The organism is Saliniramus fredricksonii (assembly GCF_900094735.1).
Lineage (GTDB): Bacteria > Pseudomonadota > Alphaproteobacteria > Rhizobiales > Beijerinckiaceae > Saliniramus > Saliniramus fredricksonii.
Map to the genome: position 1 here is coordinate 638,650 of NZ_FMBM01000002.1, position 19,565 is coordinate 658,214.

The window sequence follows — 19,565 nt, forward strand, 5'->3', positions numbered from 1 at the left end:
CTTCGCCGGCGGTGCCGACGGTGCGCGGCGGGGAGAGGATATCGTCGGGCCGATGATCCACCCGCTCTCGCGGGAGCCCCGCTAGCGCATCTCGTCGGGCGCCGCGACGCCCAGAATACGAAGACCCGAGGCGATCACGCAACGGATTGCGTATGCCAGAGCGAGTCTTTCCAGGCTCGACTCTTCATCGCTTTGGTTAACAAAGCGTAAGTGTGTGGAATCTTTGCCCTTCGCCCAGAACTGATGCAACAAACTGGCGATTTCATGGACGAAGAACGCGATCCGGTGCGGCTCGTGCGCTTTTGCGGCGGCTTCGACGATGCGCGGATATTGCGCGATCCGCCGCAACAGCTCCAGCTCCGCCGGGTCGATCGCCGTCTGCGAGGCCGCCGCGCGGGTCGCGAGGTTCTCGGGGGACAGATCCGCCTGCGGAAACGCCTCCGCTGCCTGCCGCGCGACCGAGTGGCAGCGCGCATGGGCGTATTGCACGTAGAAGACCGGGTTGTCCTTCGATTGCTCGCGCACCTTCACCAGATCGAAATCGAGTGGCGCATCATTCTTGCGGTAGAGCATCATGAAGCGCACAGCGTCGGAGCCGACCTCGTCGACCACCTCACGCAGCGTGACGAACTCGCCGGAGCGCTTCGACATCTTCACCTGTTCGCCGTCGCGCAGCAGCCGCACCATCTGGCACAGCTTGACGTCGAGCGCGCCTTCGCCCCGGGTGATGGCCTTCACCGCCGCCTGCATGCGCTTGACATAGCCGCCGTGATCGGCGCCCCAGACATCGATCATCACCGGAAAACCGCGCTCGAACTTGGAGCGATGATACGCGATATCGGCGGCGAAATAGGTGTAGGAGCCATCGGATTTGAGCAGCGGGCGGTCGACATCATCACCGAATTCCGTGGCGCGGAAAAGCGTCTGTTCCCGGTCCTCCCAATCCTCGTCCGGCGCGCCCTTGGGGCGGGGGAGACGGCCTTCGTAGATCAGGTCGCGTGCGCGCAGATCGGCGATGGTGGCGGCCACCGCATCGGTGCCGCCCGCCATGAGCGAGCGCTCGGAGAAGAACACGTCGTGGCGAATGTCGAGCGCGGCGAGATCGTCGCGGATCATCGCCATCATCGCCTCGATCGCCGCATCGCGCACGACCGGCAGCCATTCGGCTTCCGTATGATCATGCAGCCCGGGCCCGTAGGTCTGCGCCAGCTGCTGGCCGACACCGACGAGATAATCGCCCGGATAGAGCCCTTCCGGGATCTCGCCGATCTCCTCGCCGAGCGCCTCGCGGTAGCGCAGGAAGGCGGAGCGGGCGAGCACGTCGACCTGCGCGCCGGCATCGTTGATGTAATATTCGCGCGAAACGTCATGCCCGGCGAAGGCGAGCAGCGCGCAAAGCGCGTCGCCGAAGACCGCGCCGCGCCCGTGGCCGACATGCATCGGGCCGGTGGGATTGGCGGAGACGTATTCGACATTGACCGGGCGCGTATCCTGGCCAGTGCCGCGCCCGTACTCCTCGCCAAGCAGGATCACCGCACGCAGCATGTCGCGATAGATCGCCGGATCGAGCCGCAGATTGATGAAGCCGGGCCCGGCCACCTCCGCCGCCACGATACGCGGATCGCTCGCCAGATCGGCAGCGATCTTTTCCGCCAGCGCGCGCGGATTGGTGCCCGCCGGCTTGGCCAGCACCATCGCCGCATTGGTGGCGAGATCGCCATGGGCGGGATCGCGCGGCGGCTCGACGACGGCGCGGGAAATATCCAGATCCCCCGGCAGATCCCCCGCCTGCTGCAGATTCCGCAGCGCCTGCGCCACGCGCTCCTCGAAAGTCGCAAACAGATTCATCTCACGCCCGTCTCGATTTTGTCGACGCCCGCCTGGCGCGACGCCGGATGCGCGCAGCCACCCCGCGCGCCGATTGATACCGCGCGGTCTTGTCACGAGATGCCGGTTTCTTCAAGCGCCGGGGGCGGATGCAGGGCTTAAATCGCGTGCGGGGAGCGGCGTGTCGGGTGGCGTGAGCCCGGTTTCGACAATCGGCAACGCCGTTCATCTGCATCGCCGCCGCTCCCCACCCCCCATTCCTTCCCCGCCAGGAGGGGCATCCGGTCATGCCGAGCGCTCAATCCAGCGCGATCTCCCCTCTCCCGGGAGAGGGGTTTCCATGAAGCAAAATCCGCTCTTTAGGTGCGCATCGCCGCGTCCGCCCTGCCTGAGCCGCGTAGCACCTCATCGAACAAAGCCGCCGGCTCCATGTCCATGGCACGCGCGAGGGCGATGAATTCGGCGAGGTCGAGGCGACGCTCGCAGCCCTCCACCTTGGCCAGCCATGATTGCGGCTTTCCCAACCTGTCGGCGATGCGCCGGCCCTTCTCCCGCCGGCACCATTCCGGCCCGGGGTGAGCCCGCCAGAACAACGAGGCTGAGCGGGTTACAGCGCCTCGGAATTCTGGTCGTCGAGGCTGGGCTTTTGCAATCTCCTGATGCATAAATAGATTGCTTTTACGAACGAGCTAGCGCGAGAGTTGCCAAATGTCATCTGAACGGATTTGTGAGGCTGAAAGCGATGAAATGTTTCTTGGGGCTCCGAAAGAGCCGAACGAGGAAGCTTTTCGCAAAATGATCGATGATGGAAGAGCGCGGCGGATTTGTTTTGCAACGGAGAATCAGGACCAGCCAGTGCGAGAGTGGCCAGAGGGGCGCTCCTACAGTCACAAACTCGTTCTTTCTTTTGCTGATACAATTGGTCCGGTGCTGCAAAAACGATTTGGGATTGGATTAACGCTGACGCCTTTTGGAAACTATTTTGCGCCTGTGGACGAAGTTGTCGCCATGAAGCTCGAAGACTTCGTTGGGGAGCATCGACAGACGGTCTTCATCCGCGATCATCTGGATCTGTCATTCGCCATGGGAATGCATATTCTCGGCGATGAAAAGACTGAGCTGGGGGAATTGGTAAAAGCCGCCAAATACCAGAATGATGCCGGAGCAACGACCGAGCTGATCGCGCGCGCATCGGATTTCGTCAAGAACATGCCGTTTCTGCGTAATGCTGATATCATCGTCGCGGTTCCGCCGGCGTCGGGCAAGGCGACCGACCTCCCGACCGAGATCGCGGAAGGTGTCGCAAAAGCATCCCGAAAAGAGGTCGGTCTCGCGGGGCGATGGCAATCGGAAAAGGTATCGCTGAAGGATGTCGGGCTGCACCAGAAATGGTCGTTTCTGGAAGAGGCGGGTTTGCAGGTCGATCCCTCGACAGTGGCGGGAAAGCGGGTCATTCTGATTGATGACCTCTACCAGAGCGGCTGCACCATGCAGTTTGTCGCATCACGGTTGAAAGCTGCGGGTGCCAGGCGTATTTTTGGGCTCGCCATGGTCAAGGCGAGGAGCAACTCGGACAACGTATGAGCCATGTGGGCATCGGCAAGGCATAATCGTCAGACACTGGCAGGGCAGGCGGCATCTTCGGCGCAACAGGCGAGTTTGCTTGCCGATGACGAAACAGCGCGGGTCGACGCCACTATCGACGATTTGGAGCGGAAGTTCGGTCGCGCGCTCTATCACAGCAACGCCGACGATGCCGGGTTTCCGCCTTCACTCAGCGCGCTCTACGCCGAAGACCGCCCGCAGCAGCTCTTCGCATTGGGCAATCTCGCGCTTCTCGCGGAAAGCGGTGTCGGAATCTGCGGCTCGCGCGATGCCTCGTCACGTGCACTCGATATTGCCGGCGAGGTCGTGGGCATGCTCGCGCACGAGGGGCAGGTGATCGTTTCCGGCTACGCGCGCGGTGTCGATCAGATCGCCCATGCGGCGGCCCTCGATGCAGGCGGCAAGACGATCATCGTCCTGCCCGAAGGACTTGCGCGTTTTTCGATCCGCAAGGATCTGCGCAGCTTGTGGGATTGGGAGCGCATCCTCGTCGTCAGCCAGTTTTCCTTGCAGACGCCGTGGAAGTCCTGGAACGCCATGCGTCGAAACCGGACTATCATGGGGCTGTCCCGCGCGATGCTGGTCGTCGAGGCAAAGTCCAATGGCGGCACTTTCGATGCCGGAAAGGTAGCCCTAGCCTACCGCAAACCCGTCTTTGCTGTTGATTTCAGCGACATTGACGAAGCCCGCTCGGGAAACCGGATCCTGATCGACGAGGGTGCGATGCCCTTGAAGCGTGATCGCATAAGCGGTGCTCCGAATATCCGCCCGATAATTGAAGCCGTCAGCAACTGATTATTTTGCCATTGAGATGATGTGCGTGTCGCTCGTTGTCTCCGCGCCACCCAGTGCAACGCCCGCCGAATCTCTCTTCCCTCACGGGCGATGCCGGGCGATCGCTTGGTTGCACGCCGATACAACCAAAACCACTCTTTCCAATGCCTGATACGTGTTTTACTGTCGCCACAGAGCCGGGCAAATCCGGCTCCGGGGCGTCGAAACCCCTTCCCACAGCGGTCGGTGCGACCGAAAAGGCACCTCCTCGACCTTCATGGCCGGGGAGGCGCTGGCGTATGTCCAAGGCTGCGGTCTAAAGGCCAGTGCGGTCGTCCGAGGGCGGCTTTCCAACTCCCCGGTCACCAGAGCGAACCTCTGGTGACCACGCGAACCTGATTTCAGGACCGGTCTTCGGGGAGTTCGAGCATGGACGAGACAACATTCTGGCAGGCATTCTTCATCACCTATCAATCGCTGACGGACTGGATCAAGGCGCTGTGGCTGGTCATCCCGCCGGTGTTCATCTTCGCCATGACGGCACTCATCCTGCGCGGGCGACGCGCCCCGCCGCAGGCTGATGGCGAACTCGTCTACACCGTGCACCGCGACGCCACCGGCCAGTACCGCATCCTGCGCCACACGCCGTCCGCCACCACAGACGACGCCCCGACCTGCCTGCCCCTCGACGACGACCAGCCAATGCTGATCCCGCCGACATGGCGAGGGCGAAGCGGCTGATGCAGCGCGATCTCCCCTCTCCCTCCGTGGGGGCCGGGGGTGAGGAGCGTTGATGATTATACTCTGCCGTGGATGACGGTCGCGCTTCATCACGCTCGCGCTTTATCCTGATGCGCCCCTCACCCCCAACCCCTCTCCACCAGGGAGAGGGGAGTTCGGGCGCGGCTTTCATGGAGGGCGGGCCTCCTGTCCCTCGGAGAGCGAGGTGCGTGCGCAATTCAGATGCCGCTTCTTATCCCGAACTGCACAAGGTCTCGGTGCGTGACGTCTTGTTGCGCCGGCCCGTCAATCACGCCGCGCGCGCAGATGCATCACCACGGGGCGATCCGGGCGCAATGTCACCCGATGCAGCGGCTCGACGGCGCCATCCCCGGCCAGCGAGAGATCGACGGCGCGCAGGACCCGGGCGAGGATCAGGATGGCCTCCTGCATGGAAAAACTCTGACCGATACAGACACGCGGACCGGCGCCGAAGGGCAGATAGGCGAAGCGCGGGATGCTGGCGCGGCACTCCGGCAGGAAGCGGGCAGGATCAAACAGATCAGGCTCCTCCCACAGCGTCTTGTGGCGATGCAGCACCCACGGCGCGATGGTGACGAGGGTGCCTTTCGGCACGCGGATCCCGGCGATCCGGTCGGGTCCGAGCGCTTCGCGGCTCATGAAGGGCACCGGCGGGTAGAGCCGCATCGCTTCTTCCAGAACGGCGCGGGTATGGACCAGCTTGTCGAGTGTCTGTGGCGTGGCTGGGCCGTCGCCGAGAACGGCATCGGCCTCCCTGCGGATCGCCTGCGCCCATTCCGGCGCGCGGGCGAGCAGATACAGGCTCCAGGTCAGCGCGTTGGCGGTGGTCTCGTGGCCGGCGCCGATGAAGGTGACGATATTGGCCTGGACGGAAATTTCGTCGAGCGGCTCTCCGGTCTCCGGATCGCGCGCCTCGAGCAGCAGGGTGAGCAGATCCCGCGGTGCATCCGCACCGCTCTCGATCAGGGCGCGGCGGCGGGTAATCAGTTCGCCGACCACCTCTTCGAAGAAGCGGATGGCCGGGCGGGCACGCAGGCGCCCGATCCGGGGCAGGAAATCGGGCAGGCGCAGCACATCGAGCGGATCGATCGGGCCGACAGCCTCGAAGAACCGCGTGATCGCCCGCGACAGCGCATCCGGGTCGCGGTCGAGCCCGTGGGTGAAGATGGTACGCTCCAGCACATCAAGGGTGACGCGGGTCATTTCCAGCGACATGTCGCGCTCGCGCGGCAGACGCCGCGTAAGGCGGGCGACGAGGCGCTGCGCGCTGTCATCCATGATGGAGAGAAAGCCGGTGACATTCCGCGCCGAGAATAATGGCGCGAGCGTGCGTCTGAGAAGCTTCCATTCATCGCCCTCGGCGGTGAGCAGACCCTCGCCGAGACCGGGCGCGAGCACGCGGCGTTGCAGGTCGTCCTTGCGGTAATTGGATGCGTTATCGAGCAGCACATGCCGGATCGCCTGCGGCTCGTTGAGCACGAGCACGCGGCCCATCACGCCCTTGCCGTAGAGGATCGGCTTTTCGAAATGCGCCTTCGTCCAGGTCGTCAGCGGGTTGCTGCGCGCGGCGGAAAGAAAGCCGAAGAGATCAGGCGGGCGGTCGCGCGGCGCGGGCGCGGGCGGGCGCAGGCCCGTCTCAGGCATCGACGTGTCCGTCATATCGCTGATCCCGGGTTCGCCGATCGGGGCTGTTTGCGTCATAGTATTCTCCACGGCCTCGCGATTCGGGCCGAACGTCCCATGATGTGGGGCGTTGACAGTGCGGGAGGAAGAGCATGGCTGAAAACGAGACCCGTATCGAGACCGACAGCTTCGGCGAGATCGCCGTCTCGGCCGATCGCTTGTGGGGCGCGCAGACGCAGCGCTCCCTCCAGAACTTCCGCATCGGAGCAGAGCGCATGCCGAGGCCGATGGTGCGCGCGCTCGGGCTGGTGAAGCGCGCGGCGGCACGCACCAATCACACGCTCGGCCTGCTCGATGCGAAAATCGCCGATGCCATCGTCACCGCGGCGCAGGAGGTGGCTGACGGCAAGCATGACGCGGAATTTCCCCTCGTCGTCTGGCAGACAGGCTCGGGCACCCAGTCCAACATGAACGCCAACGAGGTGATCGCCAACCGCGCCAACGAGCTGCTCGGCGCCGGGCGCGGCGTGAAAGCGCCGGTCCATCCCAATGATCACGTCAATATGGGCCAGTCCTCCAACGACACCTTTCCCACGGCGATGCATATCGCCGCCGTCGAGGAGATCCATCACAGCCTGCTGCCGAGCCTGATGCATCTTTATGAAGCGCTTGCCGGCAAGGGGGAGGAATTTTCCGATATCATCAAGATCGGGCGCACCCATATGCAGGACGCCACCCCGATCACGCTGGGGCAGGAATTCGGCGGCTATGCCGCGCAGGTCGCCCATGCGATCGGGCGGATCGAGGCGAGCCTGCCGGCCATGCTCGACCTCGCCCAGGGCGGCACGGCCGTCGGCACCGGGCTCAACGCCCATCCCGATTTTCCCGAAGGTTTTGCGCAGGAGATCGCGCGCCTGACCGATCTGCCCTTCGAGACGGCGCCGAACAAGTTCGAGGCGCTGGCGAGCCACGATGTCTTCGTCTTCGCCCATGGGGCATTGACCGCGCTCGCCACCGGCCTGTTCAAGATCGCCAACGATATCAGGCTGCTCGGATCGGGCCCGCGCTCGGGGCTGGCGGAACTGTCGCTGCCGGAGAACGAGCCCGGCTCCTCGATCATGCCGGGCAAGGTCAATCCGACCCAGGCGGAGGCGCTGACCATGGTCTGTGCGCAGGTCATGGGCGCCAACCAGACGATCGCCTTCGCCGCCTCGCAGGGGCATCTGGAGCTCAACGTGTTCAAGCCGGTGATCGCCTTCAATATGCTCCAGAGCATCCGGCTGCTGGCCGACGGAGCGCGCAGCTTTACCGATAACTGCGTCACCGGAATCAGCGCCAATCGCGAGCGCATTGGCGATCTGCTGGAACGCTCGCTGATGCTCGTCACCGCGCTCGCACCGACGATCGGCTACGATGCCGCGGCCGATATCGCCAAGGCCGCCCACAAGAACGGCACCACCCTGCGTGAGGAAGCGCTCGCTTCCGGCAAGATCTCGGCGGAAGTTTTCGATACCATCGTGCGCCCGCAGGACATGATCGCGGCAAAGGCGCCGAAGACGAAGAGGTGAGGCGATGAACGGCGATGTCGTCAATCTGCGTCAGTTTCGCAAGCGCAAGGCGCGGGCACAGGCCGAGCGCGAAGCCGCCGACAACCGGGTGAAATTCGGTCGCAGGAAGAGCGAGAAGCAGCTCACCGAGAGCGAACGCGCCCGCGACACGGCCCGGCTCGAAGGCCATCGCCTCGGCGCGCGGGATGATGACGACGCCGATAATGCCGGGCCCGACAATGACTGACCGGCCGCGCGGGGTCATCAAGCGTTCCATCGCCATTGCCGGCCACCGCACCTCGATCTCGCTGGAGGAGCCGTTCTGGGAGGAACTGCGCCGCATCGCCTCGGCGCGCGGCATCGCCTTGCAGAAACTCGTCGCCGAGATCGATGCCGGGCGCGCGGGGGAGAATCTCTCCTCGGCCCTGCGCGTCCATGTGCTTGAAGAGCTGCGCAAGCAGCGCGCAAGCGATCAGTAGGGAAGACGATCAGTAGGCAACCCTGTCGGGCTTGTTCAGCCAGGCCTCGAACACCGCCTTCGCATCCGCGTTCGGCTGGTGGGTGATCGGCAGGCTGCGCGCCTCCGGGGCTTTGGGAATCTCGTCATAGATGAAGGAATCGTCGAACCCGATCGCCGCTGCGTCAGCACGGGTATTGGCATAGACGATCCGTGCCACGCGCGCCCAATAGGCCGAGGCGAGGCACATCGGGCAGGGTTCGCAGCTGGTATAGAGCACGGCGCCTTTGAGCGAAAAATCACCGACGGCCTGACAGGCGCGCCGGATCGCGACGACTTCCGCATGCGCTGTGGGGTCATTCGCGGAGGTGACCTGGTTCCAGCCCTCGGCGAGGACCTTGCCGTCGCGCACGATTACCGCACCGAAGGGCCCGCCGGCGCCCTCGTTCATATGCTCGCGCGAGAGTCGCACCGCATGCGCGAGAAAGCGGGCATCGTCGTCATGCATGGTCCGTGATCTCCTGATGGGGCAGCGTTTCGCGCAGCGCAAGCAATTGCGCCGCCGTCGCGGCGGCGATGATGGCGGGATCCTTGTTGGTAATGCCCGCGATCCCGATCGGGCAGGAAAGCTGCGCGATGCGCGCATCGGCGATGCCGAGTTCGCGATAGCGCTTTTCGAACCGCGCGCGCTTCGTGCGCGATCCGATCAGCCCCACAAAGGGCAGATCATCGCGCGCCAAAGCCGCCGCCGTGACGGCAAGATCGATCGGGTGGCTGTGGCTCATCACGAGGACGAAGGCACCGGCAGGGATACGCGCGACGAGTTCATCCGGCGCGTCATGATGCAGAGGCGTGACATTGGCCGGGATATGCGCGGGAAACGCGCCCTCGCGGCTGTCGCACCAGGTGAGCGCGAAGGGCAGCGGCGCGAGCGCGAGAACGAGCGCGCGCCCGACATGCCCGGCGCCGAACAGCCAGACCGGGTGGCGCGCCACGCCATAGGACTCGGTCCAGGCGCGCGGCGGCGCGACGCTGCGGCGGGCGGGCGAGGGGGGCAGAGAGGGGGGCAGGATCGATGATGCGCTCATGACCGCGCGATGATGGCCCGGATCAATGCATCTGGCAAAGGCTTCCTCACAGGCCTCGAACACTGCGCCATTGCAGCGGCGCAAAGCGGCGTGTCGCGATACGCGGCTTGACCCGGGCGCGTGGTTGCGGCCCAATCACAGGCTCAACAGGGAGAGAGCGTTTCATGGATATCTTCAGAGCCGAAGCCCGGCCCTCGCGCCGTGTGGCGGAGGAATATTTCACCGGCGAAGTCTGGCAGGATCCGATCGTGGAGACGCCCGAGCCGGCGCGCGCCAAGGCGGTCCGCGTGATCTTCTCGCCGGGGGCGCGCACCAACTGGCACACGCATCCGCTCGGGCAATCGCTGCATGTGGTCGCCGGGATCGGGCACATCCAGGTCTGGGGCGGGCCGGTGCGGGTCATCCGGCCCGGCGATACCGTGTGGATTCCGCCGGGCGAGAAGCACTGGCACGGCGCTGCGCCCGACCGGGCGATGACGCATATCGCCATTCACGAGCATATTGACGGTGTGCATGTGGAATGGCTCGAGCGGGTCGATGACGCCCAATACGCCGTCGCGCCGCAGGACAAGCCCGCCGAGGCGTGACATCCGTCAATCGGCGAGATTGCTCTGGATATCGGGGACGGGGTGGCCGGTGAGATCCTTGGCCACCTCGGCCACCACCAGATCGCGGACCTGATGGCTGATATCCTTCCGCAATTCCGCGAGGATTTTCGGCGGGGCGACGAGTATGAAGCTCTTCACATCCCGCTCGCGCCGGATATCTTCCAGCGTCTCGGCGATCTCCTTGGCGAAGCGCTGTTCGGCGATCTGGTGCCAATCGGTTTGCCCGACGCCCGAGCGATGCGCATCAACGCCCATGGCGCGCCCGGGCCTGTCGGTACCCTGTTCATGAGTCGCAGGGTTCTCGGGAGCCTTGAAGACATCCTCGACCCGCAGATCCGGCGCGATGGGTGAGCCGTGATTGCATAGAACAAGTACCTTGCCCCCGTCCCCGACGACGACGCGGCATTCATGCGGAATCATCAAACGCTCGGTCATGTGGTGCACTCCCTCGTTTTCGCGGTTCGTAAACCGGCTTCCCGTTGCGCGCCACCTTCGCCGTTCCAGACGCAGCCATTGAGCCGGACCATGCGACGGGGCACCATGATCTCCGTCAATCTTTCATGCGCAAACGAAGACGGCATACGGCCAACGCACGGGGAGGGCGATCGTTTCGGGGGTTTGATGCGCAGCCTATGTTTGACATTTTCGCGTATTTGTTCGACATTGATGCCATCGAGGAGGGTGCCATGAGCGAGACGACGCGTGACGACAGGCAGGATCCGGCAAACTGGCGGCGGGACAATGTGCTTGGCCTGCTCGATCGCCTCGGCATGACCAGAGACAAGACCGCCAAGCTCGGCGGACGCGTGAATCCAAGGCTCCTCGCCCTCGCGCGCGAGCGGGCGGGTGTTGCGAGCGACAGCCAGCTGATCGAACTCGCTTTGGGTAATCTCGTGATCGATGACGGCTTCCCCGAGGCGTTTCGTGCGGCGCGCGGCAGGATCGACCCGAAGGTCGATCTGGACCTCTGACCGCATGGAACTGGGAACTGGATGGATATCGACAGGATCATCCGCCGCTGCCGCGCCGCACGCCACACCACGATATTCACCGCTCGCCCGCCGGAGGAGCTGGATCGCTTTGCAGAGAGCGACGTACCGGGCGAGCGGATCATGCTCGATACCTGCATTTTCATCGATCAATTGCAGGGAAAGCTGCCTGAGGTCATCGAGGAGCGCATAACGGCGCGCACGATCATGCATTCACCGGTGGTGATCGGCGAATTGAGTTTCCTGATCGGCAGGCTCGACCCGAAACATCCGGAGACTAGCGATGCAATCGCCGCGATCCGGGATCTGCTGGCAGCCATCGCGGATCACCGGATCTTTGATCTCACGGCGGAAGACGCCGTGCGCGGCAACATCCTTGCCGGATGCATGGCGCGGCTCCTAGGTCACGATCGGGAAAGCCGGCGCAAATCTCAAAGCGACGCGGTGCTCGCAGCGCAGGCCGCGCGGCTGGGCTGCCTGTTGGTAACCCGCAATCTCGGGGACTTCGATCATTTGGCCCAACTCGAGCCGCGCCTGCGGGTGGCGTTTTATTGACCCCCGCAAGGGAGCGGAGCGCGACCGCCTCGACCGCGCGGCCGGGAGGGAAAGCCATGCGGGAGGCGTCGCGCTCCGACGCCTGGCCTGCCCGGCTCGATCCGCGACAAGCCGTGTTTCACCGCATCTGCGCGACCTGCACCGCGCCGATCGCCATGGCGACGGCGGCTTGCGTCGGGTCGATGACGGGAATGCCGAGTTCGTCTTCCAGCGCCTTGCGGTGGCGCGCCATGCCGGCGCAGCCCATGACCAGCGCCTCGGCGCCGTCGAGATCGCGCAATTCGCGGCCCACCGCAATCATCCGCGCCAGCGTTCCCTCGCCGGAAGCGGTTTCGGCCACCGACATTTCCAGCGGACGCTCGCCCGCGAGCCGCTCCATCAGCCCCATCTGGCGCAGATAGCGCAGATGCCGGCGGATCGAGCCGGCCTTGATGGCGATCACGCCGAAGCGATCGGCGCGCGACAGGGCGGTGAGCACGCCGCATTCGGCGATGCCGAAGACCGGGCGCGGGGTCGCCTCGCGGCAGACATGCAGGCCGGGATCGGAATAGCAGGCAATGATGAAGGCATCCGCCGGATCCTCCGCGACGAGGCGGGCCAGCGGCAGCGTCACGCTCTCGGCATCCTTCTGGCTCTCGATGCCGAAAGGTCCCTCGCGCAGGGTGCGGCAGACGATTTCCGGGCCATCAGTGAAGGCCAGCGGTTCGAGCGCGTCGGCGAGCCCGTCGGTGACGGCCTCGTTGGAATTCGGGTTGATGACCAGAATGCGTGCGCGGCGGCTCATCTGCTTTTCCTCTTGTCGGGAGTTGAAACCTGCGGGCGAAAATTGTCCAGTCGGACAAAAGCACAAGGGATTTACGCACCATGCCGGACACTGCCTACGATCTCGTCATCCGCAACGCGCTTCTCGCCGGCTCGACCGGCAGCGTCGAGGCCGATCTCGCCGTCTCGGGCGAGCGAATCGCCGCGATCGGCCATGGTCTCGGCGCGGGCAAGCGCGAGATCGATGCGAGCGGGCGCATCGTCACGCCGGGCGGTGTCGACAGCCACGCCCATATCGAGCAGCTCTCCGGCGGCGGCGTGATGAATGCCGATACCTGGGAGAGCGCCACCACCTCCGCCGCCCATGGCGGCACCACCAGCGTGATCGCCTTTGCCGCCCAGCATGTCGGCAAGGACATGCGCCAGGTGGTCGACGACTACGCCGCGCTCGCACGCAAGGGTGCGGTGATCGACTACAATTACCACCTGATCGTCTCCGATCCGACGCAGAAGACCCTGAAGCAGGATCTGCCGGCGCTGATCGCCGAGGGCCATGCCTCGATCAAGGCCTTCATGACCTACGACGCCATCCGCCTGCATGACGAGCAGATGCTCGATCTGATGGCGGTGGCGCGCGAGAACGGCGCGATGATCTGCGTTCATGCCGAGAATCACGGCATGATCGCCTGGATGGCCAAGCGCCTCGTCGATCGCGGCTATACCGCGCCGAAATACCACGCGATCAGCCACCCCCGCGCCAGCGAGCCGGAGGCGTTCGAGCGGCTGATCGCGATGTCGGCGCTGCTCGACCAGCCGGTGATGATCTTCCACGTCTCCACCCGCGAGGGCGCCGCCGTGATCCGCCGGGCGCGCGGGGAGGGGATCAAGGTCTTCGCCGAGACCTGCCCGCAATATCTCTTCTTCACCAGGGAAGCGCTCGACAAGCCGGGGCTCGAGGGCGCCAAATGGATGTTCTCGCCGCCGCCGCGCGAGCTCGAGGATCAGGACGCCTTGTGGCGGGCGCTCGAACTGGGCGATCTCCTGACCATCTCATCCGATCACGCGCCCTATGCTCCGGACGAGACCGGCAAGTTCCTGGCGGGCAGGGACGTCAACTTCAAGCAGATCGCCAACGGCGTGCCGGGCCTGCAATTGCGCATGCCGCTCCTGTTCGATGCGATGGTCTCGAAGGGGAGGCTCGGCCTGTCACGCTTCGTCGCGCTGACCGCGACGCAGCCGGCGGCGCATTACAATCTGCCCCACAAAGGTGATCTCGCCGTGGGCATGGATGCCGATCTGGTGATCTGGGATCCGCAGAAGCGCGTCACGCTATCAGACGATCTGGTGCTCGACCGCACGGGTTATACCCCCTATGCGGGGATGGAGGTCACGGGCTGGCCCGAGCGCGTCTTCCTGCGTGGCAATCCTCTCGTCGAGGAGGGCAAGCTGCAAACCGCTCCCGGCTCGGGCCGTTTCCTCGCCCGCCAGGCCGGCCCCGCCGCCGCGCCGACGGGGAACCTGCCGATGGAGCTCGACCCGGACCGCAATTTCGGCGCGAAGCTCTTGTGAGCGGATGATCCGCGCAGGCTGATCGGCCCTTATCCCGGCATGTGCAGCGGGACCTGGCCGATCGACTCCTGCGGCGGCAACGCCCATTCGCGACCGGCATCGGCGATCAGGCACCATAGGTAATCCGCCATGGAGCGGCGCACCACGAGATCGAAGAGCGGCTCGCTGGCGCTCTTTTCGTCCTCGCGGCAGATCAGCCAGACCTGCGCCTTGCCGCACAGGGTGGCCACGCCGCTGCCGCGGGCGAAATGGCGCGGATGCAGGTCGATCGTGATCAGCTTGGCGAGAAGCGCGCGCACCGCGCTGCCGCGCAGGCTGAGCACGGTGTTGTAGTCGCTGACATCCACCACCTGATGCTGATAGAGCGCCAGCGCCTGCGACAGATCCTGCGCGATCCCGGCTGCCGTATCGGGCGCGGCAAGAATCGCCCATTCATCCGGGCCAAGCCAGAGCACGGCGCAGCGACGCCCCAGATCGGCATGGCCGGCGCGGATCGGCAGAATGCGTCCCGTCACCGCCTGGAGGGGCGCTGCGAGATGGATCGGCGCGGCGCGCACGCTCACGATCCCGCGAAAGGCGTCTTCTGCGAGATGGGCGAAATCGCCGGCATGGAGGGGCTCGCGGTGAGCCAGCGGGGAAACACGGCGCTCGTCGATCATGATGCGTCCTTCAGGCCTGCGAGGAAATCGGTGCCGGTGATCGTGGCGGGAACGGGCTCGGCGTCGCGGCGGGCGACATGGATGCGCTCACCCATGCGCCCATGCCCGCCGGCGACGACGGCGAGGGCGATCGCGCGCCCGAGATTGGGGCTGAAATAGCTCGACGTGACATGGCCGATCATCGGCGTGCGCGGGCTCTGCTCGCGCGCCGAGGCGATGATCTGGGAGCCTTCCGGAATGACGAAGGCGGGATCATCGCTCAGGAGCCCGACCAGTTGCAGCCGGTCGTCGCGGGCCGTATCGGAGCGGGTGAGCGAGCGCTTGCCGATGAAATCCGCGTTCTTCTTCACCGCCCAGCCCATGCCGAGATCGACCGGCGTCAGCGTGCCGTCGGTCTCCTGGCCGACAATGATGAAGCCTTTCTCGGCACGCAGCAGATGCATCCCCTCGGTGCCGTAGGGTGTGATGCCGTAGGGCCCGCCGCGCTCCATCAGGGTGCGCCAGAGCCAGAGCCCGTAGCTCGCCGGCACATTGATCTCGTAGCTGATCTCGCCGGTAAAGGAGATGCGAAACACCCGGGCCGGCACCCCGTCGATATGGCCGGATGCATGGCTCATGAAGGGGAAGCGTTCCGGATCCGCATCGATATCGTCGAACAGACCCGCCGCGAGTTCCGGCGCGCGCGGCCCGCAGATCGAGGCGACGGCCCATTGTTCGGTGACGGAGGTCATATAGACCTCGAGATCGGGCCATTCGGTCTGGTGGTATTCTTCCAGCCAGGCGAGCACCCGCGCGGCGCCGCCCGTCGTCGTGGTCATGTGGAAATGATCATCGGCAAGACAGGCCGTGACACCATCATCGAAAACCATGCCGTCCTCATTCGTCATCAGACCATAACGACAGCGACCCGGCTCGAGTTTCATCCAGGCATTGCTGTAGATGCGGTTGAGGAAGGCGCGGGCATCCTTGCCGCGTATGTCGATCTTGCCGAGCGTGGAGGCGTCGAGCACGCCGATGGCGTTGCGCGCCGCGCGGCATTCGCGCTGAAGCGCCGCCACGAAATCCTCCCCCGGTTGCTGATAGACCCGCGCCCGCAACCAGTCGCCGACGATCTCGAAAACGGCGCCGTTTGCCACGTGCCAGTCATGCATCGGCGTCGTGCGGCGCGGATGGAACAGCGCGCCGACATGTTGCCCGGCGACGGCACCGAAGCTGATCGGCTTCCAGGGCGGGCGGTAGGTGGTGACGCCGATCTCGCCGATCGGCTTGTCGAGCACGCCCGAGAGCACCCCGATGGCATTGATGCCCACGGTCTTGCCCTGATCGGTGCCCATCCCCGTCGTGGTATAGCGCTTGGCATGCTCGACCGCGCCATAGCCCTCGCGCACGGCAAGGTGCAGATCCTTGGCGGTGACGTCGTTCTGGTGATCGACGAAGGCGCGGATGCGCGATTTCGGGCGGTTCGAGGGAAGCTCCCAGACAGGCGTGACGCGGTAGGGCGGCGTCCCGTTGCGGGTCTCGCCGGCTGCATGATCGGTTGCGTCTGCAACGAATCCCGTCTTGCGCGCCGCTGCGCGCCCGGCCTCCGCGCCGCTCGAAATCGCGTCGCTCAGCGCAAAATCTCCTGCACAGGCGCCGACCGGCACCACCGCCTGACGCGCCGCGTCGGGCACGAAGGCGGCGAGCGTCTCGTCATGGCGCAGGCTGCCGCCCGATTGCGAAAACAGCGCCACGTTCGGCGACCAGCCGCCGGAGACGCAGAGCAGATCGCAGGCGATGCGCTCGGGCCTGCCGGCCACGCCGCCAGCATCGAAAGCCGCGACATCGATGCTGCGGATGCGCCGACGGCCGCGCGTGGCGAGGATGGTCGCGCCGAGCCTGACCGGAATCCCGCGCGCCTGCGCCGCATCGCGATGGGCGGGATCGGGTCGTGTATCGATGATGGCGGCGATGCGTGTCCCCGCATCATGCAGATCGAAGGCGCTGCGCCAGGCATCGTCGTTATTGGTGAAGATCACGGCGTTCTCGCCCGGGCGCACGCCGTAGCGATGCAGGTAGGTCCGCGCGGCAGAGGCCAGCATGATGCCGGGGCGGTCATTGCCGTTGAAGACGAGCGGTCGCTCGATCGCGCCGGTGGCGAGTATCACCTGCTGCGCGCGCACCCGCCACAGGCGATGGCGCGGCAGATTGCCCGCCTCGGATGGGGGCAGGTGATCGGTGCAATTCTCGAATAGCGTCACCCAGTTCTGGGCATAATAGCCCGAAGCGCTGGTGCGGGTGAGAAGCGTCACCTCGGGATGCGCGGCGAGTTCGTCCAGCACCGCCGCGCACCAGGCGCGGGGCGCGAGCCCCTCGATCAGCGCATCGCCTTCGGCCTCTGCGAGGATGCGCCCGCCGCAGGCCGCGCTTTCCTCGGCGAGGATCACCCGCGCGCCGGTACGCGCCGCTTCACGCGCTGCCGCGAGACCGGCGGGGCCGGATCCGATGACCAGCACCTCGCAATGGCGGTTCATGTGCTCGTAGCGCGCGGGATCGGGTGCGCTCGGCGCCGGGCCGAGACCTGCCGCGCGGCGGATGAAGGGTTCGAAGGCCATCCAGTTTCCCGGCGGCCCCATGAAGGTCTTGTAATAGAAACCCGCCGGCAGAAACCGGTGCATCAGGTCGTTGACGACACCGATATCGAAACGCAGCGAGGGCCAGCAATTCTGGGGGAAGGCCTTGAGCCCGTCGTACAGTTCCACCTCGGTGGCACGCTGGTTGACCACCATTGTCGCCGGATCGGAGCCGATGCGCACCAGCGCCCCGGGATCCTCCGGGCCGGCCCCGAGGATGCCGCGCGGGCGGTGATACTTGAAGCTGCGCGCCACGTGATGCACGCCGTTGGCGAGAAGCGCCGAGGCGAGCGTGTCGCCGGCATGGCCTTGATAGCGCTTGCCGTCGAAGAAGAATGTGATCGGCTTCGTGCGGTCGATCAGACCGCCCTGGGGCAGGCGGTTTTGCGCAAGGCGTGCGGGCTGTGGGCTCATGGCCGGCCTCCACCTGCGATTTCCGCCGCTTCTGCTTCGGCGCCCTCTTCGACGGGTGCGCCTTCATCCCCGCCTTGCGTGACCGGCAGCGGCGGTTTTTCGCCGATCACATAGGTGGCGACGAAGCGATCCGTCGCGGTATCGCGCAGGGCGTTGAACCAGCGCCGGCAGCCGGCGGAATGTACCCAGCGTTCGGCGAAGAGCCCCTTGGTATTGGTGCGCATGAAGACGTAATCGGCCCATTGCGCATCGCTGATCGCCTCCGGCTCGCGCGGACGGGCGATATGCGCCTCGCCGCCATAGCCGAATTCGATCTGGTCGCGATCGCCGCAATAGGGGCAGCGGATGCGAAACATGGCAATTCCCCCTAATGCGCCACGGCGGCGGCGCCGTGTTCGGCAACGAGCCTGCCGGTGGTGAAGCGCTCAAGCGAATAGGGCGCGGCGATGGCGTTGGGCTCGTCACGCGCGACGAGATCGGCAAGCGCATGGCCCGAAGCCGGCGTCGCCTTCCAGCCGCCGGTGCCCCAGCCGCCGTTGATATAAAGCCCCTTCACCGGCGTCTTCGAGATGATCGGGCTCGCATCGGGGCAGATATCGACGATGCCGCCCCAGTGGCGCATCAGCTTGAGCCGAGAAAAGATCGGGAAGAGTTCCAGCACGGCGGCGATCTCCTCCTCGATCACCGGAAACGCCCCGCGCTGGGTATAGGAGAGATGCGCGTCGATCCCGGCGCCGATGACGAGCTCGCCCTTGTCCGACTGGCTGCAATAGGCATGCACCGCATTCGACATCACGACACAGGGATTGACCGGCTTGATCGGCTCCGAGACGAGTGCCTGCAGCGGGTGGCTCTCGATCGGCAGCCGCAGGCCCGCCATGGCGCCGATCACGCTGGTATGGCCCGCGACGACGCTCGCGACTTTCGGCGTGCGGATGGTGCCGCGACTGGTCTCGAGCCCGGTAATGCGCCCGGCTTCGATCTTCAGCCCGGTCACCTCGCAATTCTGGATGATGTCGACGCCCAGATCATGCGCGGCGCGGGCATAGGCCCAGACCACGGCATCGTGCCGGTTGACACCGCCGGAGCGCTGCAGGGTCGCGCCGATGACGGGATAGCGCGAGTCCGGGCTCATGTTGATGATCGGGCAATATTCCGCCACCTGTTTCGCATCGAGCCATTCGGCCTCGACGCCGTTGAGGCGGTTGGCCTCCACACGACGCCTGAGCTGGCGCACCTCGTTATCGTCATGGGCGAGATTGAGCACGCCGCGATGGCTCATCATGATGTTGAAATTGAGCTCGCGCCCCAGCCCCTTCCAGAGCTGCAGGGCGTGATCGTAGATTGCGGCGCTGGCGTCATAGAGATAGTTCGAGCGGATGATGGTGGTGTTGCGCGCCGCATTGCCGCCGCCGAGCCAGCCCTTCTCGACGATGGCGATATTGGTGAGGCCGTGCTCCTTCGCGAGATAATAGGCCGTGGCGCAGCCATGCCCGCCGCCGCCGATGATCACCGCGTCATAGGCGGGTTTCGGTTCGGCCTCGCGCCAGACCGGCTGCCAGCCCGTGTGGCCACGGAGCCCCTCGCGCAGCAACGACCATAAGGAATACCGTGTCATGCCGCCCTCGCTCGCCGGCGCCCCCCGCAATCAGCTCATCGCGCACGATAGCATTCGCCCTTGTCGTCAATAGCGCAAAGGCGACAGCTGCTTGCG

21 protein-coding genes are annotated in these 19,565 nt (G+C 65.4%); 10 read left to right on the top strand and 11 right to left on the bottom strand.

The genetic code is table 11. The features are described from left to right. Positions 1 to 81 precede the first annotated feature (81 nt). Entirely contained in the window at positions 82 to 1,848 is a 1,767-nt protein-coding gene (gene argS, locus GA0071312_RS09640; protein ID WP_074444794.1) for an arginine--tRNA ligase, read from the bottom strand. Positions 1,849 to 2,186: 338 nt separating this feature from the next. Next, positions 2,187 to 2,420, bottom strand: a complete 234-nt coding sequence (locus tag GA0071312_RS09645; protein ID WP_074444795.1) for an XRE family transcriptional regulator — start codon at positions 2,418 to 2,420, stop codon at positions 2,187 to 2,189. 115 nt (positions 2,421 to 2,535) lie between these two features. Between GA0071312_RS09645 and GA0071312_RS09650 the strand changes: the two genes are divergently transcribed. The 3 genes from GA0071312_RS09650 to GA0071312_RS09660 all read left to right on the top strand — a co-directional run bounded on the left by GA0071312_RS09650 (position 2,536) and on the right by GA0071312_RS09660 (position 4,947). After that, positions 2,536 to 3,411: a ComF family protein gene (locus GA0071312_RS09650; protein ID WP_108721854.1), complete on the top strand. Its 876-nt coding sequence runs from the start codon at positions 2,536 to 2,538 to the stop codon at positions 3,409 to 3,411. A gap of 3 nt (positions 3,412 to 3,414) precedes the next feature. After that, a complete protein-coding gene (locus GA0071312_RS09655; protein WP_083204476.1) occupies positions 3,415 to 4,227 on the top strand; it encodes a DNA-processing protein DprA in 813 nt (270 codons plus the stop codon). Between the two features lie 408 nt (positions 4,228 to 4,635). After that, positions 4,636 to 4,947 (top strand): hypothetical protein, encoded by a 312-nt coding sequence (locus GA0071312_RS09660; protein WP_074444798.1) that lies wholly within the window; start codon positions 4,636 to 4,638, stop codon positions 4,945 to 4,947. A 285-nt stretch (positions 4,948 to 5,232) separates the two neighbouring features. On the opposite strand, the gene GA0071312_RS09665 is transcribed toward GA0071312_RS09660, so the two are convergent. After that, the gene (locus GA0071312_RS09665) at positions 5,233 to 6,627 is read right to left on the bottom strand and encodes a cytochrome P450 (protein WP_074446057.1); all 1,395 of its coding nucleotides are present in this window, start codon (positions 6,625 to 6,627) and stop codon (positions 5,233 to 5,235) included. A 116-nt stretch (positions 6,628 to 6,743) separates the two neighbouring features. Here GA0071312_RS09665 and fumC point away from each other — a divergent pair, with 116 nt between their 5' ends. Genes fumC through GA0071312_RS09680 form a run of 3 tightly spaced genes read left to right on the top strand, consistent with a single transcriptional unit; the run spans position 6,744 to position 8,617 of the window. Further along, positions 6,744 to 8,159, top strand: a complete 1,416-nt coding sequence (fumC, locus tag GA0071312_RS09670) for a class II fumarate hydratase (protein ID WP_074444799.1) — start codon at positions 6,744 to 6,746, stop codon at positions 8,157 to 8,159. A gap of 4 nt (positions 8,160 to 8,163) precedes the next feature. Further along, on the top strand, positions 8,164 to 8,385 hold the full coding sequence (locus GA0071312_RS09675; protein ID WP_074444800.1) for a DUF4169 family protein: 222 nt from the start codon (positions 8,164 to 8,166) through the stop codon (positions 8,383 to 8,385). Then, positions 8,378 to 8,617, top strand: a complete 240-nt coding sequence (locus tag GA0071312_RS09680; protein ID WP_074444801.1) for a ribbon-helix-helix domain-containing protein — start codon at positions 8,378 to 8,380, stop codon at positions 8,615 to 8,617. Before GA0071312_RS09675 ends, GA0071312_RS09680 begins: the two co-directional genes overlap by 8 nt. 9 nt (positions 8,618 to 8,626) lie before the next feature. Here the strand turns inward: GA0071312_RS09680 and GA0071312_RS09685 are convergent, their stop codons facing one another. Both GA0071312_RS09685 and xdhC read right to left on the bottom strand, forming a co-directional pair. Further along, on the bottom strand, positions 8,627 to 9,103 hold the full coding sequence (locus GA0071312_RS09685) for a nucleoside deaminase (protein WP_074444802.1): 477 nt from the start codon (positions 9,101 to 9,103) through the stop codon (positions 8,627 to 8,629). After that, entirely contained in the window at positions 9,096 to 9,683 is a 588-nt protein-coding gene (gene xdhC, locus GA0071312_RS09690) for a xanthine dehydrogenase accessory protein XdhC (RefSeq protein ID WP_083204670.1), read from the bottom strand. Before xdhC ends, GA0071312_RS09685 begins: the two co-directional genes overlap by 8 nt. A gap of 164 nt (positions 9,684 to 9,847) precedes the next feature. Here xdhC and GA0071312_RS09695 point away from each other — a divergent pair, with 164 nt between their 5' ends. Next, positions 9,848 to 10,270: a (R)-mandelonitrile lyase gene (locus tag GA0071312_RS09695; RefSeq protein ID WP_074444804.1), complete on the top strand. Its 423-nt coding sequence runs from the start codon at positions 9,848 to 9,850 to the stop codon at positions 10,268 to 10,270. A gap of 6 nt (positions 10,271 to 10,276) precedes the next feature. Here GA0071312_RS09695 and GA0071312_RS09700 read toward each other — a convergent pair whose 3' ends face one another. Continuing rightward, positions 10,277 to 10,726: a host attachment protein gene (locus GA0071312_RS09700; protein ID WP_074444805.1), complete on the bottom strand. Its 450-nt coding sequence runs from the start codon at positions 10,724 to 10,726 to the stop codon at positions 10,277 to 10,279. Between the two features lie 251 nt (positions 10,727 to 10,977). Between GA0071312_RS09700 and GA0071312_RS09705 the strand changes: the two genes are divergently transcribed. Both GA0071312_RS09705 and GA0071312_RS09710 read left to right on the top strand, forming a co-directional pair. Continuing rightward, the gene (locus tag GA0071312_RS09705; RefSeq protein WP_074446058.1) at positions 10,978 to 11,262 is read left to right on the top strand and encodes a hypothetical protein; all 285 of its coding nucleotides are present in this window, start codon (positions 10,978 to 10,980) and stop codon (positions 11,260 to 11,262) included. 21 nt (positions 11,263 to 11,283) lie between these two features. Beyond that, on the top strand, positions 11,284 to 11,835 hold the full coding sequence (locus GA0071312_RS09710) for a type II toxin-antitoxin system VapC family toxin (RefSeq protein WP_074444806.1): 552 nt from the start codon (positions 11,284 to 11,286) through the stop codon (positions 11,833 to 11,835). Between the two features lie 118 nt (positions 11,836 to 11,953). On the opposite strand, the gene GA0071312_RS09715 is transcribed toward GA0071312_RS09710, so the two are convergent. Continuing rightward, positions 11,954 to 12,619, bottom strand: a complete 666-nt coding sequence (locus GA0071312_RS09715) for an aspartate/glutamate racemase family protein (protein ID WP_074444807.1) — start codon at positions 12,617 to 12,619, stop codon at positions 11,954 to 11,956. 80 nt (positions 12,620 to 12,699) lie between these two features. Between GA0071312_RS09715 and hydA the strand changes: the two genes are divergently transcribed. Beyond that, positions 12,700 to 14,166, top strand: coding sequence for a dihydropyrimidinase (gene hydA, locus GA0071312_RS09720; protein WP_074444808.1), 1,467 nt, complete (start codon positions 12,700 to 12,702; stop codon positions 14,164 to 14,166). A 29-nt stretch (positions 14,167 to 14,195) separates the two neighbouring features. Here hydA and GA0071312_RS09725 read toward each other — a convergent pair whose 3' ends face one another. Genes GA0071312_RS09725 through GA0071312_RS09740 form a run of 4 tightly spaced genes read right to left on the bottom strand, consistent with a single transcriptional unit; the run spans position 14,196 to position 19,469 of the window. Next, complete coding sequence (locus GA0071312_RS09725) at positions 14,196 to 14,825, bottom strand: sarcosine oxidase subunit gamma (RefSeq protein ID WP_074444809.1); 630 nt, start codon at positions 14,823 to 14,825, stop codon at positions 14,196 to 14,198. Further along, positions 14,822 to 17,851: a sarcosine oxidase subunit alpha family protein gene (locus tag GA0071312_RS09730; protein WP_074444810.1), complete on the bottom strand. Its 3,030-nt coding sequence runs from the start codon at positions 17,849 to 17,851 to the stop codon at positions 14,822 to 14,824. The genes GA0071312_RS09725 and GA0071312_RS09730 overlap by 4 nt, the downstream gene beginning before the upstream one ends. Next, on the bottom strand, positions 17,848 to 18,207 hold the full coding sequence (locus tag GA0071312_RS09735) for a sarcosine oxidase subunit delta (RefSeq protein WP_074444811.1): 360 nt from the start codon (positions 18,205 to 18,207) through the stop codon (positions 17,848 to 17,850). The genes GA0071312_RS09730 and GA0071312_RS09735 overlap by 4 nt, the downstream gene beginning before the upstream one ends. An 11-nt stretch (positions 18,208 to 18,218) precedes the next feature. Further along, the gene (locus GA0071312_RS09740) at positions 18,219 to 19,469 is read right to left on the bottom strand and encodes a sarcosine oxidase subunit beta family protein (RefSeq protein WP_074444812.1); all 1,251 of its coding nucleotides are present in this window, start codon (positions 19,467 to 19,469) and stop codon (positions 18,219 to 18,221) included. Positions 19,470 to 19,565: the final 96 nt, after the last annotated feature.

Coding starts and splice junctions, on each gene's coding strand:
- GA0071312_RS09660 (WP_074444798.1), top strand. CDS start 4,636: ATGGACGAGACAACATTCTGGCAGGCATTCTTCATCACCTATCAATCG.
- xdhC (WP_083204670.1), bottom strand. CDS start 9,683: ATGAGCGCATCATCGATCCTGCCCCCCTCTCTGCCCCCCTCGCCCGCC.
- GA0071312_RS09650 (WP_108721854.1), top strand. CDS start 2,536: ATGTCATCTGAACGGATTTGTGAGGCTGAAAGCGATGAAATGTTTCTT.
- GA0071312_RS09655 (WP_083204476.1), top strand. CDS start 3,415: ATGTGGGCATCGGCAAGGCATAATCGTCAGACACTGGCAGGGCAGGCG.
- GA0071312_RS09740 (WP_074444812.1), bottom strand. CDS start 19,469: ATGACACGGTATTCCTTATGGTCGTTGCTGCGCGAGGGGCTCCGTGGC.
- GA0071312_RS09685 (WP_074444802.1), bottom strand. CDS start 9,103: ATGCATGACGACGATGCCCGCTTTCTCGCGCATGCGGTGCGACTCTCG.
- GA0071312_RS09710 (WP_074444806.1), top strand. CDS start 11,284: ATGGATATCGACAGGATCATCCGCCGCTGCCGCGCCGCACGCCACACC.
- GA0071312_RS09730 (WP_074444810.1), bottom strand. CDS start 17,851: ATGAGCCCACAGCCCGCACGCCTTGCGCAAAACCGCCTGCCCCAGGGC.
- GA0071312_RS09695 (WP_074444804.1), top strand. CDS start 9,848: ATGGATATCTTCAGAGCCGAAGCCCGGCCCTCGCGCCGTGTGGCGGAG.
- GA0071312_RS09735 (WP_074444811.1), bottom strand. CDS start 18,207: ATGTTTCGCATCCGCTGCCCCTATTGCGGCGATCGCGACCAGATCGAA.
- GA0071312_RS09725 (WP_074444809.1), bottom strand. CDS start 14,825: ATGATCGACGAGCGCCGTGTTTCCCCGCTGGCTCACCGCGAGCCCCTC.
- GA0071312_RS09715 (WP_074444807.1), bottom strand. CDS start 12,619: ATGAGCCGCCGCGCACGCATTCTGGTCATCAACCCGAATTCCAACGAG.
- GA0071312_RS09700 (WP_074444805.1), bottom strand. CDS start 10,726: ATGACCGAGCGTTTGATGATTCCGCATGAATGCCGCGTCGTCGTCGGG.
- argS (WP_074444794.1), bottom strand. CDS start 1,848: ATGAATCTGTTTGCGACTTTCGAGGAGCGCGTGGCGCAGGCGCTGCGG.
- fumC (WP_074444799.1), top strand. CDS start 6,744: ATGGCTGAAAACGAGACCCGTATCGAGACCGACAGCTTCGGCGAGATC.
- GA0071312_RS09675 (WP_074444800.1), top strand. CDS start 8,164: ATGAACGGCGATGTCGTCAATCTGCGTCAGTTTCGCAAGCGCAAGGCG.
- GA0071312_RS09705 (WP_074446058.1), top strand. CDS start 10,978: ATGAGCGAGACGACGCGTGACGACAGGCAGGATCCGGCAAACTGGCGG.
- hydA (WP_074444808.1), top strand. CDS start 12,700: ATGCCGGACACTGCCTACGATCTCGTCATCCGCAACGCGCTTCTCGCC.
- GA0071312_RS09680 (WP_074444801.1), top strand. CDS start 8,378: ATGACTGACCGGCCGCGCGGGGTCATCAAGCGTTCCATCGCCATTGCC.
- GA0071312_RS09665 (WP_074446057.1), bottom strand. CDS start 6,627: ATGACGGACACGTCGATGCCTGAGACGGGCCTGCGCCCGCCCGCGCCC.